Source organism: Actinomadura sp. 3N508, from assembly GCF_044326375.1.
In the GTDB taxonomy this organism is placed as follows: Bacteria; Actinomycetota; Actinomycetes; order Streptosporangiales; family Streptosporangiaceae; genus Spirillospora.
In genome coordinates this window covers 48190-63072 of record NZ_JBIRAX010000001.1, presented here as the reverse complement: position 1 = coordinate 63072, position 14883 = coordinate 48190, and the positions used below count along the sequence as shown (strand labels likewise).

The 14883-nt window shown below is 71.7% G+C and carries 12 protein-coding genes and 1 tRNA gene; 6 read left to right on the top strand and 7 right to left on the bottom strand.

What is annotated here, in order from left to right:
- Positions 1–38: 38 nt before the first annotated feature.
- The 4 genes from ACH34S_RS00265 to ACH34S_RS00250 all read left to right on the top strand — a co-directional run bounded on the left by ACH34S_RS00265 (position 39) and on the right by ACH34S_RS00250 (position 3063).
- Positions 39–392, top strand: a complete 354-nt coding sequence (locus ACH34S_RS00265; RefSeq protein ID WP_395950283.1) for a hypothetical protein — start codon at positions 39–41, stop codon at positions 390–392.
- Positions 393–574: 182 nt separating this feature from the next.
- Complete coding sequence (locus tag ACH34S_RS00260; protein ID WP_395950282.1) at positions 575–1318, top strand: helix-turn-helix domain-containing protein; 744 nt, start codon at positions 575–577, stop codon at positions 1316–1318.
- Between the two features lie 40 nt (positions 1319–1358).
- A complete protein-coding gene (locus tag ACH34S_RS00255) occupies positions 1359–1907 on the top strand; it encodes a dihydrofolate reductase family protein (protein WP_395950281.1) in 549 nt (182 codons plus the stop codon).
- Positions 1908–2793: 886 nt separating this feature from the next.
- Positions 2794–3063, top strand: a complete 270-nt coding sequence (locus ACH34S_RS00250) for a MerR family transcriptional regulator (RefSeq protein ID WP_395951405.1) — start codon at positions 2794–2796, stop codon at positions 3061–3063.
- Between the two features lie 102 nt (positions 3064–3165).
- Here ACH34S_RS00250 and ACH34S_RS00245 read toward each other — a convergent pair.
- The 3 genes from ACH34S_RS00245 to ACH34S_RS00235 all read right to left on the bottom strand — a co-directional run bounded on the left by ACH34S_RS00245 (position 3166) and on the right by ACH34S_RS00235 (position 4736).
- Positions 3166–3241, bottom strand: a tRNA-His gene (locus ACH34S_RS00245).
- Between the two features lie 55 nt (positions 3242–3296).
- On the bottom strand, positions 3297–3896 hold the full coding sequence (gene orn / locus ACH34S_RS00240; protein ID WP_138650617.1) for an oligoribonuclease: 600 nt from the start codon (positions 3894–3896) through the stop codon (positions 3297–3299).
- Positions 3897–4079: 183 nt separating this feature from the next.
- Positions 4080–4736 (bottom strand): pyridoxamine 5'-phosphate oxidase family protein, encoded by a 657-nt coding sequence (locus ACH34S_RS00235; RefSeq protein WP_395950280.1) that lies wholly within the window; start codon positions 4734–4736, stop codon positions 4080–4082.
- 67 nt (positions 4737–4803) lie between these two features.
- Here ACH34S_RS00235 and ACH34S_RS00230 point away from each other — a divergent pair, with 67 nt between their 5' ends.
- On the top strand, positions 4804–6198 hold the full coding sequence (locus tag ACH34S_RS00230; RefSeq protein ID WP_395950279.1) for a PLP-dependent aminotransferase family protein: 1395 nt from the start codon (positions 4804–4806) through the stop codon (positions 6196–6198).
- Between the two features lie 84 nt (positions 6199–6282).
- On the opposite strand, the gene ACH34S_RS00225 is transcribed toward ACH34S_RS00230, so the two are convergent.
- Positions 6283–7044 (bottom strand): hypothetical protein, encoded by a 762-nt coding sequence (locus tag ACH34S_RS00225; protein WP_395950278.1) that lies wholly within the window; start codon positions 7042–7044, stop codon positions 6283–6285.
- Positions 7045–7472: 428 nt separating this feature from the next.
- On the opposite strand from ACH34S_RS00225, the gene ACH34S_RS00220 reads away from it, so the two are divergent.
- A complete protein-coding gene (locus tag ACH34S_RS00220) occupies positions 7473–8636 on the top strand; it encodes a phosphotransferase family protein (protein WP_395950277.1) in 1164 nt (387 codons plus the stop codon).
- A gap of 137 nt (positions 8637–8773) precedes the next feature.
- Here ACH34S_RS00220 and ACH34S_RS00215 read toward each other — a convergent pair whose 3' ends face one another.
- The 3 genes from ACH34S_RS00215 to ACH34S_RS00205 form a co-directional block, all read right to left on the bottom strand.
- On the bottom strand, positions 8774–10225 hold the full coding sequence (locus tag ACH34S_RS00215) for an RNA polymerase sigma factor (protein ID WP_395950276.1): 1452 nt from the start codon (positions 10223–10225) through the stop codon (positions 8774–8776).
- Positions 10226–10433: 208 nt separating this feature from the next.
- Positions 10434–11924, bottom strand: coding sequence for an RNA polymerase sigma factor (locus ACH34S_RS00210; protein ID WP_395950275.1), 1491 nt, complete (start codon positions 11922–11924; stop codon positions 10434–10436).
- A gap of 429 nt (positions 11925–12353) precedes the next feature.
- Complete coding sequence (locus tag ACH34S_RS00205; RefSeq protein ID WP_395950274.1) at positions 12354–14840, bottom strand: substrate-binding domain-containing protein; 2487 nt, start codon at positions 14838–14840, stop codon at positions 12354–12356.
- Between the last annotated feature and the right edge of the window lie 43 nt (positions 14841–14883).

The following is a 14883-nucleotide window of genomic DNA, read 5'->3' as shown; positions in this document are numbered from 1 at the left end:
GGTACGCCGCTCGAACGGAGACCTGGCCTGTTACGGCTGTGACCTGGGCGGTTGGGGCGTTCATCGCCCTCGTCGCCGTGCTGGTCGCGAGCAAGCCGCTGCGCGGTGAGAGTTTCGGCGGCACCGACGGTGTGATCGTGCTCGCCTGCGGGCTGCGCGCCCTGACCGTCGCGATGGCGCAGGCGACGATTCGCCCGTGGGGGCGCCGGGTGCCCGGCTGGCTGCTGCTCGGCGGCCTGGCGGGCGCGGCAGGCCTCCAGGTCTTCTACCCGCTCGCCGAACTGGTGCTCAAGCTGGCGGTCGTGGCGGGCTTGCTGGAGGAGACCGGTCTGGGCGCGACCCACACCGACGCCACGGCCTGGTTCAACCTGGTGATGACCATGCTGATCTGAGGCGTCCCCGGCGCGTTGCTGGCCCGGATCGCGGTGCGGTACCGCAGCCGGGCGGGCGTGTCGTTGCGCTGGGTCTTCCTGGGGGTCATCGGCGGCGTGGCCTTCCTCCTGGGGCTCGGCCTCCTGATCGGCTGACGCCTTCTACCATGAGGAATCACTCGTCTAGGGAAGGTACGACCTGGATGGGCCTGGACTTTGAGCATCGTCCGTCCGGCTCGCCGTTCATCGAGCGGGTGTGGCGGAGCCGCAGCCATGACGTCGACCGGATGACGTCGATCGCGACCTCGCGTTGGAACCTGGTGTTCTGGGAGCAGTCCGGTCAGGTCGGTGTGGCCGTCCAGGGCCCGGAGTCCAGAGCCGGTACCGCCCCGGTCCCCGAGGACGCCACGTTCCTCGGCATCGGCTTCTCGCTCGGCACGACGATGCCGCATCTTCCGATCAACCGGCTCGTCGACGGCTTCGTCGAGCTCCCTGATGCGACGCGCAGATCGTTCTGGCTGAAGGGCTCGTCCTGGCACCTTCCCGGCTACGACAACGCCGAGGAGTTCGTGCGGCGGATGGTGCGCGAGGATGTGCTGGTCCGCGACCCGGTCGTCGCCGCGGTGCTCGATGGACGGTCGCCGAAGGTGTCCGAGCGCACCATTCAGCGGCGCTTCATCGCGATGACCGGGCTGTCCCGCGGCGCCGTCCGGCAGATCGAGCGTGCCAGACATGCCGCCGTCCTGATCCAGGACGGGTTGCCGTTCTCCGAAGTGGTCCACCGGCTCGGATACTTCGACCAGCCGCACCTGGCGCGGTCGCTGACCCGCTACATAGGGCGGACCGCCACCTGGTTGCGCGAGCGTCCCCAGGGGGAGCCGCTGTCGATTCTGTACAAGACCGGAACGAGCATGCCCGCTAACTTTCCAGGTCAGCCCATCGGTTGACACCGCCCGCGCTCGTCCGGGCAACAGGAAGGTCATCATCGTGCGGAAGATCGTCAGCTACTCGTTCATCTCGGCGGACGGTGTCGTCGAAGACCCTTCGGTGTTCGTCCACGACTTCGACGAGGTCATGAGAGAGCACCTCGGGACCGTCATCGGCACCCAGGACACCGTGCTGCTCGGCCGCCGAGGCTACGACTACTGGGCCCCCTACTGGCCGACCGCGAGCGAGGAGCCGTTCGCGAGCTTCATCAACGGCGTGCGGAAGGTGGTGGTCACCTCCAAGCCGCTGGAGACGCCGTGGGCCGGAGCCGAGGTCCTCGCCGGCGACCCCCGGGCACCCCTCGCGGAGCGGCTCGCACCGATCCGGAGCGCCCCAGGCGGCGACATCGGTGTCCATGGCAGCATCACCTTGGCCCAGTCCCTCCTGGCCGAAGGGCTCGTGGACGAGTTGCGGCTGGTGATGACGCCGTACCTCGCCGGCGCGGGCCGACGCCTGTTCGACGGCGCACCGGCAGGAGCGCTGGAACTCGTAGGGTCGAGAAACACCCCGACCGGCACCGTGCTCCTCCACTACCGGATCCGCCACTAGCCGGAGCGGTACCCCAGAGAGTGCCGCGCCCCGTCCAGGTACGGGACGAGGTCTGGGCACGCCATTACCCACCTCACCCCCTGAACGACCCCATCACGCGAGCGACGACGCGGTCCCGCGTGCGCCGACGCCCGGCAGCAGAAACCGCCCGACCCGGCCTCCGAAAATCTGTAGTGGGCGCGGTAGATATTCGCGCGGATGTGGGGTAGTGTTCCTGTCATCGACGAGGAACAAGTCCATGAGACGTGGCAGATGACGAACTGCCCGGTGAAGTGGATGGCGCAGGCCGGGCGTGCCGGGGTCAACGCAGTGCAAGGGACTCCGGCAGCCGGTCGCGCGCCCGGCGGCCAACGGGCCGCCGACAGCAAGAGTGCAAGTGAAGGAAAGAACGCAGGTAGGAGAACACGGAAGGAGGGCCTCGGCACCGTCGGGATCGCCCGCAGCGGGCTCCAGTCACGCCGCGCGGGAACCGCAGCCACAGATCCGATCGTGGCTCGCGGTCATGCATCCGCGATCCCCGCGCCCCTCGCCCCAGGCGGGTGGTGCGCACGACAACCGGCCTTCGCGCCGGACAGATGGTGTTGTACCTCAATGGCCCCGGCGCCCGCGGTTTGGCGCCGGGGCCCCGTCATGTTCCCACCCCGCACACCAAGCCCTGAAACGGGCATAGCGCAGTACGGAAGGTCTTGTGAACCCAACCCGGCCGGCTCAGACCGGCAGTCACACCGAACACCAGGATCCGCAGCCCACGCCAACCGGCGCAGCGCCAGGTACCCCTAGCGGTGCCGGGGCCCCGTCCGACAACGCGCGCGCCGAGGCCCCCGACGACGGGCTCGACCACGACCTGGAAGACAAGCTGGACGACGAGGACTACGCCGCCTACAGCATGGGTCGCGCCGCCGATATCCTCGGCGTCACCCCCGCGTTCCTGCGCAGCCTGGACACCGCGAGATTGTTCGTCCCGCAACGCTCGTCCGGTGGCCACCGCCGCTACTCGCGCTACCAGCTGCGCCTGGCCCAGCGCGCCCGCGACCTGGTCAACCAGGGCACCGCCTTGGACGCCGCCTGCCGCATCATCATCCTGGAAGACCAGCTCGCCGAGGCGCAGCGCATCAACGCCCAACTCCAGCAGCGCGGCGACTCACCACCTGCCTGACATCACTCCCAGATCGCGCCCAGAACCGGGCATCCGGGAGCGGGAACCGACGCAAGACACAGAGAAGCCCTGGTCATCCTTGCGGTGACCAGGGCTTTCGCTTGGGGTGAGTGAGGGGACTTGAACCCCCGACATCTTGGACCACAACCAAGTGCTCTGCCAGCTGAGCTACACCCACCGTGGCCGGGATCGTTGTCCGGCTCTCAGTAGTGTAGCGGCTCCGGGCGGGTGGGTCAGCCGGAGGCGACCCTGGCGGCGACGGCGCGGGCGGTTTCGGAGTCGGGGCCCGGCTGGGGGACGAAGACGGCGGCGCGGTAGTAGCGCAGTTCCTGGATGCTCTCGGTGATGTCGGCGAGGGCCCGGTGGCCGCCCTTCTTCTCGGGGCTGGCGAAGTAGACGCGCGGGTACCAGCGGCGGGCGAGTTCCTTGATGGACGACACGTCCACCATGCGGTAGTGGAGGTGGGCGTCGAGGGCCGGCATGTCGCGGGCGAGGAACGAGCGGTCGGTGGCGATGGAGTTGCCGCAGAGGGGCGCCCGGTTGGCCTCTTTGACATGGGACCGGACGTACTTGAGGACGGTGTCCTCCGCCTCGGCGAGGGTGACGCCGGACGGCAGTGCTTCGAGCAGGCCGGATGTGGTGTGCATATCTCGGACGACCTGCGTCATCTGGGCCAGCGACTCCGGCGGGGGCTTGATCACCACGTCGACGCCCTCGTCGAGGATGTTGAGTTCGCTGTCGGTGACCAGTGCGGCTATCTCGATGAGCGCGTCGTCGCGCAGGTCGAGGCCCGTCATCTCGCAATCCACCCAGACTAGCCTTGTGTCCGTCATGTGCCCTCTCACCTGCGGAGATCCTCTGGAACCTCGACCGAAACCCCGAGGAAATTCCAGCGGATTCCAAGCCTGTCGCAGCCGTGCCGTGGCACGGCCGACTCCACCATCAGGCCAGGTTACGCCAGGTCGAGGCAACTTCTTCCATAGAGCAACGGCCCATATCGGCGAGGCGGCAGGAGTTCACCGAGGACTGGCGGCGCGGTCGGCTATGTGGTGCGGGACGGGAATGCCTGGGCGTAGGGCCGGGTCAGGGGACGGTTCACCGAACGTCTGGTGGACTGGGACGACGCCCGCCCACACGTCGAGTGCGTAGTCCTCGTCCTCGTCGCCTGGGCCACCCTGGCGGATTTTGACGGACGCCTCGTCCAGGGAGAGGGCCAGTACGGAGACGGCGGCCATTTCCTTGCGGGTGGGCTTTCGTGCCACGTCCCATTGGCCGGGGCTGAGGTTCTCTGTGATGGCGCGCAGGCCGGCCAGTTTCTCGTCCGGGTCGTCCACGAGGCGGGGCGTGCCGTAGATGACGGCGCTGCGGTAGTTGATGGAGTGATGGAAAAGGGACCGCGCGATGACGATTCCGTCGAGGTGGGTGACGGTGACGCAGACGTCCTGGGACGGACCCGCCCGGAGGCTGCTCGCGCCGGTGGAGCCGTGGACGTAGAGGGTGTCGTCCAGGCGGCCGTAGCCGGTGGGGATGACGCGCGGGGAGCCGTCCACGATGACGCCGAGGTGGCAGATCATGCCGTCGTCCAGGACGCGGTAGAGCGCGGAGCGGTCGCCGGCGGCGCGCTCGGGGAGCCTGCCGACGCGGGTACGGGCGGTCGGTGAGAGTTGCGTCATGGCGTTTACGCTAGGAAGAGAGTGGCCTGGTCGGTAGGGCCACTTGACGCGGATAGCGGGAGACCACTTGTCGATCGACCTGCCCCTCGCCGTCGACCGGGGCAAGAGCGAGCCGCTGAGCGCGCAGCTGGTCGGCCAGCTCCGCGCGGCGATGGGGGAGGGACGGCTGGCCGCGGGCGAGCGGCTTCCCGCCAGCCGGGCGCTGGCCGGGCTGCTCGGGGTGAGCCGGACGGTGGTGACGGAGGCGTACGAGCAGCTGTACGCGGAGGGCTGGCTGGAAGGCCGCCATGGGTCGGGCACCTTCGTGACGGAGGGCGTCGCCGCGCCGCGCCTGCCGAAGCCGCAGCCGGCTGCGCCGCGGACGGTGCACCGGACGGCGGCCCCGCACGAGATCGACCTGCGGCCCGGGCTGCCGTGGGTCGGGGCGCTCGACACCCCCGCGTGGCGGCGGGCGTGGCGGCTGGCGTCCGGGATGGCGCCCCAGCAGCGCCAGGACCCGCACGGCTTGCCGGGGCTGCGCGTCGCGCTGGCCGACTACATCAGGCGCAGCCGTGGCGTGGCGTGTCCGGTGGACGGGCTGCTCGTCACGCGGGGCGCGACGAACGGGCTGGATCTGCTGGCGGCGACCGTCCTGCGGCCCGGTGACCGGGTCGGGGTGGAGGAGCCCGGGTACCGGCGCGCGGGGGCCGTTCTGGCGGGACGCGGCGCCGAGCTGGTGCCCTGCCCGGTCGACGAGCACGGGCTCATCGTCGAGGGCCTTCCCGAGGATCTGCGCCTCGTCTACACGACGCCGTCGCACCAGTTCCCGATGGGCGGCGTCCTGCCCGTCCCGCGCCGGCAGGCCCTTCTCGCGTGGGCGCGGCGCGCGGGGGCGATCGTCGCCGAGGACGACTACGACGGCGAGTTCCGCTACGACGTCGCGCCGCTGCCCGCGCTCTACGGGCTCGACCCGGAACTCGTCGTCTACCTCGGCACGACCACCAAGATCCTCACCGCGGACATGGGGGTCGGCTGGCTGGTGGCCCGTCCCGGCCTGGTCGGGGAGATCGCGCGGCGCCGCACGGAGCTGAACGACCGGACGGCCGTCGTCCCGCAGGACGCGCTCCGGCTGCTGCTCGAACGCGGCGACCTCGACCGGCACGTGCGGCGGATGCGCGGGGAGTACGCGCGCCGGCGGGACGTGGTCGTCCGGACGCTGGACGGGCTGCCCCTGCGCGGCGACACGGCCGGGCTGCACCTCGTTGTGGACGTCCCGGCGCCGCTGGCCGGACGGGTCGTCCGCGAGGCCGCGGGACGGGGCGTTCTGGTGGAAACGCTGGAACGCCACCACACGGGCCCGCAGCGGGCGTCCGGGCTGGTCATCGGGTACGGCTCGGCGGCCGGGCCGGCGGAGCTCCGCAAGGCGTGCGAGATCGTCCACGAACTGGTGCGGGAAGGGCGCCGAGCGGAGCTTGACGATTGATCGGCGGTGGGCGGGGCTGGAGGGCGGCCGGTAGGAGCGCTCGCGCCGGTGGTTGCGGGGCCGGGGGCCGGTGGCGGCGGGTTGTCAGTTGGACATGGCGGATTGGGCTACCGGGACCGGCTCGGAGGCCGGGGGCAGCCGCCCCGGAGGCTGCGGGTCGTTCTGTGGCGGGCGGCCGGGCTCGGGCGGGCGCGCGCTCCGGGGCATGAGCCGGGGGGCGGGCGTGGCGTCCGTGCGGGGCGCGTCCGTGCGGGGCGCGCCGGGCCGGGACACGGCGTCCGGCAGGGGCGCGGAGTCAGGGAGGGGCGTGCGGGGCTTCGGGATGGGGGCGACCGGGGTTTCCGGTCCGGTGATGCGGCGGATGTCGATGCCGCCCGGGTCGGGACGGTCGACGAGCGGGACCTGGGACGCCCCGTAGTGCCCGCCGCGCGCCCAGTCCTTGCGGCTGCGGTGCGCGTGGTAGGACTGCGGCGACGGCAGCGGGGGACCGGCGGGCCAGCGCCGCGCGACGCCCCACGCGTCCAGCCACTGGACGATCGCGTCCAGGCCGGTGAGCAGCGCCCCGGTGAACGGCGCCCGGGACTGGCCGACCACCATGATCTGCAGGCAGACGCGGCCTTCGCGGCCGACCCGTCCGCCGAGCAGCCGGGCGGCGCGGGTGGCGGGCAGGAGCTGGACGATCTCGCCGGTGCCGGGGTGCCACACCAGGTGCGGCGGCCGATCCTCCTTGATCAGGTCCGCGGCCACCGAGCGGGCGGAGACGGTCCGCGGATCATGCTCGCCGGCGCACCAGACGACGCGGGGCGCCCCTCCTCGCAAAGCTCCGCCGTCCTGTCGCGCCGGCATGCGGCCGGCTCCCGGCAGCCATGCGTCTGCCACAGTGCGTCCCCCCAATCGGGCGGCCTAGTCCCGAATGGTCTAGTCCATTACGTCTGCCCGGCAGGACGTTCGTAGTCCAACCCGCCGCCATGGGCCGGATATGACGGCTATTGACCTCCGTGCCGGGTAGAGCCCGCTCTGCTCGGGTGTCGTCGCAGATGCGTACCCCACGTGTCCCTCGAATCCACCTGACGTCCTCTTTTTCCTGTGAGAGTCTCGCCAAATCGCCCGGCCGATTGTGGCCGTCCCAATGTTTGTGCAGGTCAGAGCGAACTCTGGAGGCCAGGTGAAGCCTTCCTGGAAGTCGGCCGGAAGTGGCCGGAGGATCAGGGCCCGCGGGGAAGCGGCCGGGCGCCGGTTCACAGCCGGACCGAGCCGCGTTCTAATAGGTCGTCATGAGCGTTGACGCAGAGCAGGCGGGCCGGCCGCCGTCCGAGGTCCCCGGGATCGACGTCCCCCGGCTCGCCGGCTGGCTGGCCCGTGAGCTGCCCGGATCGGGACGCATCGCGGCGATCGACCTGATCGCGGGCGGCCGCTCCAACCTCACCTACGCGATCACCCTGGATGGCGGCCGCCGCATCGTGCTGCGCAGGCCGCCGCTCGGGCACGTCCAGCCGACCGCCCACGACATGCGCCGCGAATACCGGGTGCTGTCCGCGCTCAGCGGCGAGGCGGCTCTCGGCGGCGGGACGGCTGTGCGGGCGCCGGTGCGGGTGCCGGTGCCCAGGACGCTGGCGTTCTGCGACGACGAGGACGTCATCGGCGCGCGCTTCTACCTCATGGACCACGTTGAAGGCCGCGTCCTGCGCAGCCGCGAGGACGCCGCCGACATCACCCCGGAGCAGGCCGCCGGTCTCAGCGAGGCGCTCGCCGGGGCGCTCGCGGCGATCCACACCGTCGATGTGACGGCGGCCGGGCTGGCCGACTTCGGACGGCCGAGCGGCTACATGGCGCGCCAGCTCGCCCGCTGGAGGCGGCAGTGGGACGGCTCGCAGGAGGCAATCCGCGCCACCGGAACCGTTCGCGACCTGCCTGAATACGACCGGCTCGGGGTGCGGCTCGCCGAGCGGCTACCCGCGGAGGCCCCGCCCGGCCGCGCCGGGGACACCGGCGAGGGGCGGCCGCGGCTCGTCCACGGCGACTTCCGGCTCGACAACGCGCTCGTCCGGCTGGAGCCGCGGCCCGAGATCGCGGCCGTGGTCGACTGGGAGATGTCGACGCTCGGCGACCCGCTGTCCGACCTCGGGCTCACGCTCGTCTACTGGACGGAGGCCGCCGACGCCGACGAGCTCCCGGTCGGCGCCAAGATCACCACGGCGCCCGGGTTCTACAGCCGCCGCGAGTTCACCGGCCGGTACGCGGCGCTGACCGGCTTCGACCTCGCCGACCTCGACTTCTATGTGGCGTTCGCGTGCTTCAAACTCGCCGTCATCCTGGAGGGCATCCACGCCCGCTACCTGCAGAAGGCGACCGTCGGCGAGGGCTTCGACCAGATCGGCGACGGCGTCCCGGTGCTCCTGCGGCGAGCCCACCGCACCCTCGACACCGGCTCGATCTGACCGGAACGGCCGGAACGCCGTTGGACGAACGCCTGACGGACCTACCGCCTGCCGCCGATCGGCAAGGACGCCGCAGGGCGCGCATCCGCACTCCCAAGCGGATGCGCGCCCGCGGCACTCCGGAAAGGTCGAGGCCGTCAGCAGTACGAGACGGAGGCGGAACCGCCCGGCGAGAACGAGACCGAGCCGGTCCGCCTTCCGCCGAGGCAGAGGAAGTTCGTCCGGCTCACGGTCACGGAGGTGGACTGGCCGGCCGACAGATGGCCGGCGCCGCCCGCGCTCAGATCGCCGCGCGTGCCCGTCACCCGCCAGTTCACCACGCCTCCGACGGCGGTGATGCGGACGGTGCACGAGTCCCTGCCGCCCATGTTGCAGCCCGACACCGACAGGTGGCCCGGGCTCGGCGGATCGGGGGTGTCGTTGTCCGGGGGACGCGGCGGCTTGGTGGTCGGGGACTTCGACGGCGACTTGGACGGGGACTTCGACGGCGACTTGCTCGGTGACGCCGAGGTGTCCGTCGGGGTCGGTCCGGTCGGCGCCGCCGGACCGGTGCCAGTGCTGGATCCGCCGCCCGGTACCGCCGGGTCGCTCGCCGACGCGTTCGTCTTGTCGCCGCCGCCGAGCCACGACATCGCGCCGACGAACAGCACCACGGCGCCGATGGCCACGGCGACCGCGGCGATGATCGGGGCGCGGCGGCGCGGGGCCCGGTCGCGGGCGCGGGCGGGCGACGGCTCGTAGGGGAGCGGCCAGCCGTACTCGTCGAACGGCTCCGTCCAGGCGGCGATGGCGCGGCGGTTCCCGGCGCGGTCCTCGGCGGTCGCGGCGGTCAGCACGTCCAGCCGCAACTCGGCGGGGATCGCCGCGATCGGCAGCACGGACAGCAGCCGGTCGGTCGGCAGCGGCGGCGTCTCGCGCTCGCCGCACACCGGGCAGCTCGCCACATGCCGGACCAGCGACGCCGACGCCTGCGGCGACAGCGGCCACGACTCGGTCAGCGCCGAGACGCTGGGGCAGTCCTTCCAGTGGTTCTGCGCGATGAGGGACGCGTGCAGAGCGGTCGCGAGGTCCTCGCGGGACTTCTCAACGAGCGCGAGCGTCTCCTCCAGCGGCATGCCGAAGATGCCGGACAGGTCGACCTCGTCCAGCTCGTGCCGGACCGACAGGTCGATCGCCTCGCGCTGCCGCCCGTTGAGCGCGGCGAGGGCGCTGTGCGCGAGCAGCCTGCGCTCCTCGCGCCGGGCGAGCTGGTCGTCGGTGAGGTCGTCGTCGGCCTCCGGCGCCTCCTGCCCGGTGTGCCGGTTCGGGCTGTCGCGGCGGCGCATGCACTCCTTGCGGGCGATCGAGTACAGCCAGCCGCGCAGCCGGTCCGGCTCGGTGAGCCGGTCGATGTGCTCCCGGGCGGCGATGACGACGTTGCGCAGTGCGCCCGCCGCCTCGACGCGGTCGCGGAGCAGCCCATGGCAGTAGTCGTAGAGGAACGGCGCGTAGGTGTCGTAGACCTCGGTCAGCGCGATGACGTCCCCGGCTCGCAGCGAGTTCGCGAGCCTGAGGTCGTCGTCCCGCCCGGGCCCTGGCTCACCGGCCACGGGAATCCTCCCAGTCGAATTCGGTGTTCTTGATCATGCTTCCGTGAGCGGCGACGCCCGCCGGCCCGCTCCGGGTGCCTGATCTTGCCACCAAGTTGCTGAGATTTCTCCCCTATGAACGGATTTCAGTGACGGCAGCGGTACACCCCGTGGCCGTCTGGCCTAGTGGGCAGGGCTCTCACGCCACATAATGTGATCTACGTCACGTTTAGTCCCAGCGTCCTCCGCCGCCACCCCCGCCATCCGTCTCCGGGCATTCCAGCTCGACCGTCGCCGTCCCCCCGGGGAAGAAGCTGATCGTGCCGGTTCCACCGGGTGGATTACAGGTGCCGGTGACAGTGACCCAATCTGTTGCGCCGCTGCGGAGCGTCCCGCCGCCCGAGGCGCTGACCCCCGACGCACTCGTGACCCCCCACGTGACCTGGCCGCCCACGGCACGCACCGGCAATCGACAGCCGCCGTCGCCAGGGCCTCGGATCGTGCAGCTACCGACCTCGAGTCGTCCGTTTCTGGGCCTGGTGCGGGTGGGCGTGGGGGTGGGGGTCCGGCGCGTGCGGGTCGGGGTTGGGGTCGCGCTGGTAGGGGTCGGGGTCGGGGTGTCGCTCTCGGTGGGCGTCGGGGAGTCCGACGGGTCCCCGGAATCGGTCGGGAGGGCCGAGTCGTTTGTGGACGCCGATGGGCCGCCGGGCTTGCCCTGGGCGCTCGTCCCCTCGCCGGGGTCGGACATGACGTAGAAGGCGCTCGCCACGACGAGGACCACGGCCGCGACGGCGGCGAGTACCGGCCAGAGCGTGCGCGGGGTGCTCTTGCGTGCCGTGGGGGGCGGGGCGGTGCGTTCGATGCTGACGGGCCAGCCCCAGGTGTCGAACGGCTCGGCCCGGTGCGCGATCGCGGCGAGGTCTGGGGCGAGGGCCGGGTCCGTCGCGGTGGCCATGACGAGGCCGCGCAGGTCGGTCGGCATCGTCGCGACGGGCAGCACCTGCAGGTACCGGGCCGCCGAGATCGTCCGGTCGCGCCGCGCGATGCAGGTCGGGCACGTGTCGATGTGGTGGACGAGCTGCCGGACGATCGGCGGCGGCAGCGGCCACCCGCCGTCGTCGGCGAGCGCGGCGACGCTGGGGCAGTCGCGCCCGTTGCGGGCGATGGACGCCGCGGCGAGCGCGTCCTCCAGGCGGGCGCGGGCCTCGCCGGTCAGGTCCGTGGCGGCCTCGGCGTCGATGTCGAGCACGCCGCCGATCTCCACGACGTCCAGGCCGTGCCGGAGCATGAGGTCGAGCGACTCGCGTTCGCGCCCGCGCAGCCCGGACATGGCGCCGTGGACGAACTGGCGGGCCTCCTGCCGCTGTGCCAGCTCGGCGTCGTTCAGGAAGCCCTCCTCGACCTCGGGCGCCTCGCGGCGCTCGGCGGGCCGGTGCGGGTCGCGCAGCCGCCGCATGCATTCGTTCCGGACGAGCGCGTACAGCCAGCCGCGGAAGCGGTCCGGCTCGCGGACGAGGGGAACGTGCGCGTAGGCGGCGATGAGCGCGTCGTGCAGCGCGCCCGCCGCCTGGTCCTGGTCGCGCAGCAGAGCGTGACAGTAGTCGTACAGGCGTGCCGCGTAACGATCCATGACCTGGATGAGGGCGCTTGGATCGCCTGCGGCCAGCGACCGCGCCAGGCGCTCGTCGTCGGCGCGGTCGAGAGTGGGCCATCCGGACACAAGGTCCTCCTGCGGGTTCAGTCAGAATCCTCGTCCGCATCATGAGGGACGGATTTTGAAGATCTGATGGGGAGCGAATGCGCTCTCCCTGCCCTGGCCTTCCGCCTAGCGGCTTCGGGAGCCGTTCCAGCCGGCTTGCCAGGGAGGTCGCACCCGCCGGCCCCGCCGGGAATGAGGTCGGCTCACTCATCCTGGACGCGGGCCAGGGGGAAAGCGGGTCGGAGGCCCGACGGCCCCGCTCCCCGTCGGGCCTCCACTTGAATTGACGAGCGACACCCGCGCGCGGTTGACACGGATCGAAGGAAAAAAATCCAGAACTACCTGGCGCAATCGCATGATCACTACTGATCACCGAATGGCGATGGGCGGCTGCGGTCAGCCGGATGGGACCGGCCGCAAGGATCGGCGGATCGGATCAGCGGATGGCGATCATTGGATGCGGCGGGACAGCATCTTCAGGAAGATCTTCTGAATCTCTTCCGGCGTCGTCGCGATCTGGACGCTGCCGTTCGTCACCCGCGCGATCTGCTCCAGCTCGTTGCGGTCCACGCCCCGGCCGAACCCGATCATGTTGACCTGGATCGGCTTGTTCGGGTCCTGCATGTTCTTGAGCTGGTTCAGCGCCACTTGCAGCGTGGGGCCGCCGGGGTCGTCGTTCTTCCCGTCCGTCAGCAGCAGGATGGAGTTGCCGAACTCCGGCTTGTAGGTCCTGTTCATCCCGCTGTAGGCGGCGAGCAGCGTCCGGTAGAGGCCGGTGTCGCCGTCCGGCTTCGGCCGCATCTGCTGGAGCGTGGACAGGAACCGCCCGCGCCGCGTCGTGGACCCGATCCGCTCGTTGAGCGGGCCGATCGGGATCATCTCCTTGTACGGCTTGTCGCCGTTCATGTTCGTCGAGAACAGCCACTGGCCGAGTTCGGTGTCGTCCGACATCATGCTCAGCCCGCCCTGCGAGACCTGCGCGATGGCCTGCAGCCGGTTGCGGTTCGGGCCGACCTGCTCGGCCATCGAGCCGGACACGTCGATCAGCACGAGCATGCGCAGCCCGAGCGTCAGCTTCGACCACGCCTGCATGACCTGCGCCACCTCGGCGCTCTTCGGCGCGGGCAGCTGCCGCGGCCGGGCGGGGCTGACGCCGGTCTTCTGGTCGAAGCCGTTCGGCGCCTTGCCGTCCGGGGTGCGGAACCCCGCCGCGTGGACGTCGCGGCGCGTGGCCTCGGTGCCCATCGCCTTCTCCAGCAGGCGGGCGCCCTCCTGCTTGGCGGCGTCCGTGCTGGTGACGGTGAACGGGTAGTCCATCGACAGCGTGCCTTCGAGCGGGTACAGCGCGACCGCCGGCTCCTCCGGCCCGGTCCTGTTGTACTTCCACAGCGCCTGCTCGGACGACAGCGAGATCGGCTGCTTGCCGCTGCGGCCCTTGCGGAAGTGCGTGAACTCGGTGGGCACGTCCGGGACGGTGCTCTCCCGGACGGTCCGGACGATGCCGGTGAAGATCGAGTCCCGGTTCGGGTCGTTGGCCAGCAGCGTGCTGGTGATCATCAGCGAGCCCATGCCCGCCGCGTTCTTCAGCGGGTCCGGCACGACCAGCCGCACCGAGCCCGCCGGGATCATCTGGTTCTTGGTCACCGCGCCGCCCGCGACACCGCCCGCGGCCTTGAGCAGGTTGTCCCAGGACGGGCTCGCGGTGATGCCCTGCTGCTTCAGGTTCGCCGCCAGCGACTGCGGCAGCCCGACGACGATCGGGCTCGTCGCGACCGACGTCCTCGTCTTGGCGGACGCCGCTTCGCCCTGCTCGCCGCCCGCGCCGCCGCTGGACTGCGCCAGCGACACCCACAGCGAGGAGTCGGGGATCCACACGTCCGGACGCTCGTTGGACGGGCTCGCCACGCCCTGCCCGGACAGCAGCGTCGACACCGACGACGGCTCGGCCTTCTTCACGGTGGCCACGACGCATTTGCCGCCGGCCTTCTGCTTGGAGTCGTTGAACCGCCCGGCGGCCTTCTCCACGACCGGCGCGATGTCGGGCGCCACCGCGACGGTCAGGTTCATCGCCTGGTCGCCGGTGCAGCCGGTGCCGCTCTCCGCGAACGCGTACACGCCGACGCCCAGCAGCAGCGCCAGGCCCACCGCCCCGGCCATCGGCCCGATCAGCGCGGACGCGCTCCGCTTGCGCCTGCGCCCGCCGTACTCGTAGCCGCCCGAATCGCTGCCGTAACCGCCGGATTCGCCGTAACCGCCCGATCCGCCGACGTAGCCGCCCGATCCGCCGGACACGCCATAGTCACCGGAGCCGCCGTAGTCGCCCGAGACGCCGTAGTCACTCGATCCGCCGCCGTAACCGCCGACGTCATCGCCATAACCCCCGGATCCGCCGGGGCCGCCGGATCCGCCGCCGAAGAATCCCGCCCGGCCTCCCTCGGCGCTGCGGGCGGAGTCGTATTCGCTGTATCCGGTCCCGGCGAGCGGGGAGGGGCTGCCGGACGGCGGTCCCTGCCGGCTCCCGGCGGCCGGTTCATCGAAGCCGTAGTCGCCGCCGCCCCCGGACCCGTAGCCGCCACCGCTCCCCGAGCCGTAGCCGCCGCCTCCTGGGCCGTAGCCACCGGCCTCTGCCGGGGTGCCGCCATAGCCGCCGGGCCTGTAGGTGGGCTGCTCGCCCGACTGGCGCGGCGTGAACCATTCCGGCGTCTCGCCCGAGGCCCCGGGCGCCCCGGGCACGGCGGGCGGAGGCCCCGCCGGGTTTCCGGTCGGGGGTCCCTGCGGGTGTCCGGGCGGCTGGCCGCCGATGGGGCGGCCCTGGCTGTCCCGCGACCCGAACCAGTCGCCGGACCCGTCGTTGGCCGGGCCGAAGACGGGCGTGGACGGGTCGTACCCGCCCTCGCCCGCCCCCTCGGGGAAGTCATTGCCATGACGTCCGCTCATGCCCTGCCCTCGATTCACCAGAAACCCACCGATGTTCCCCGGC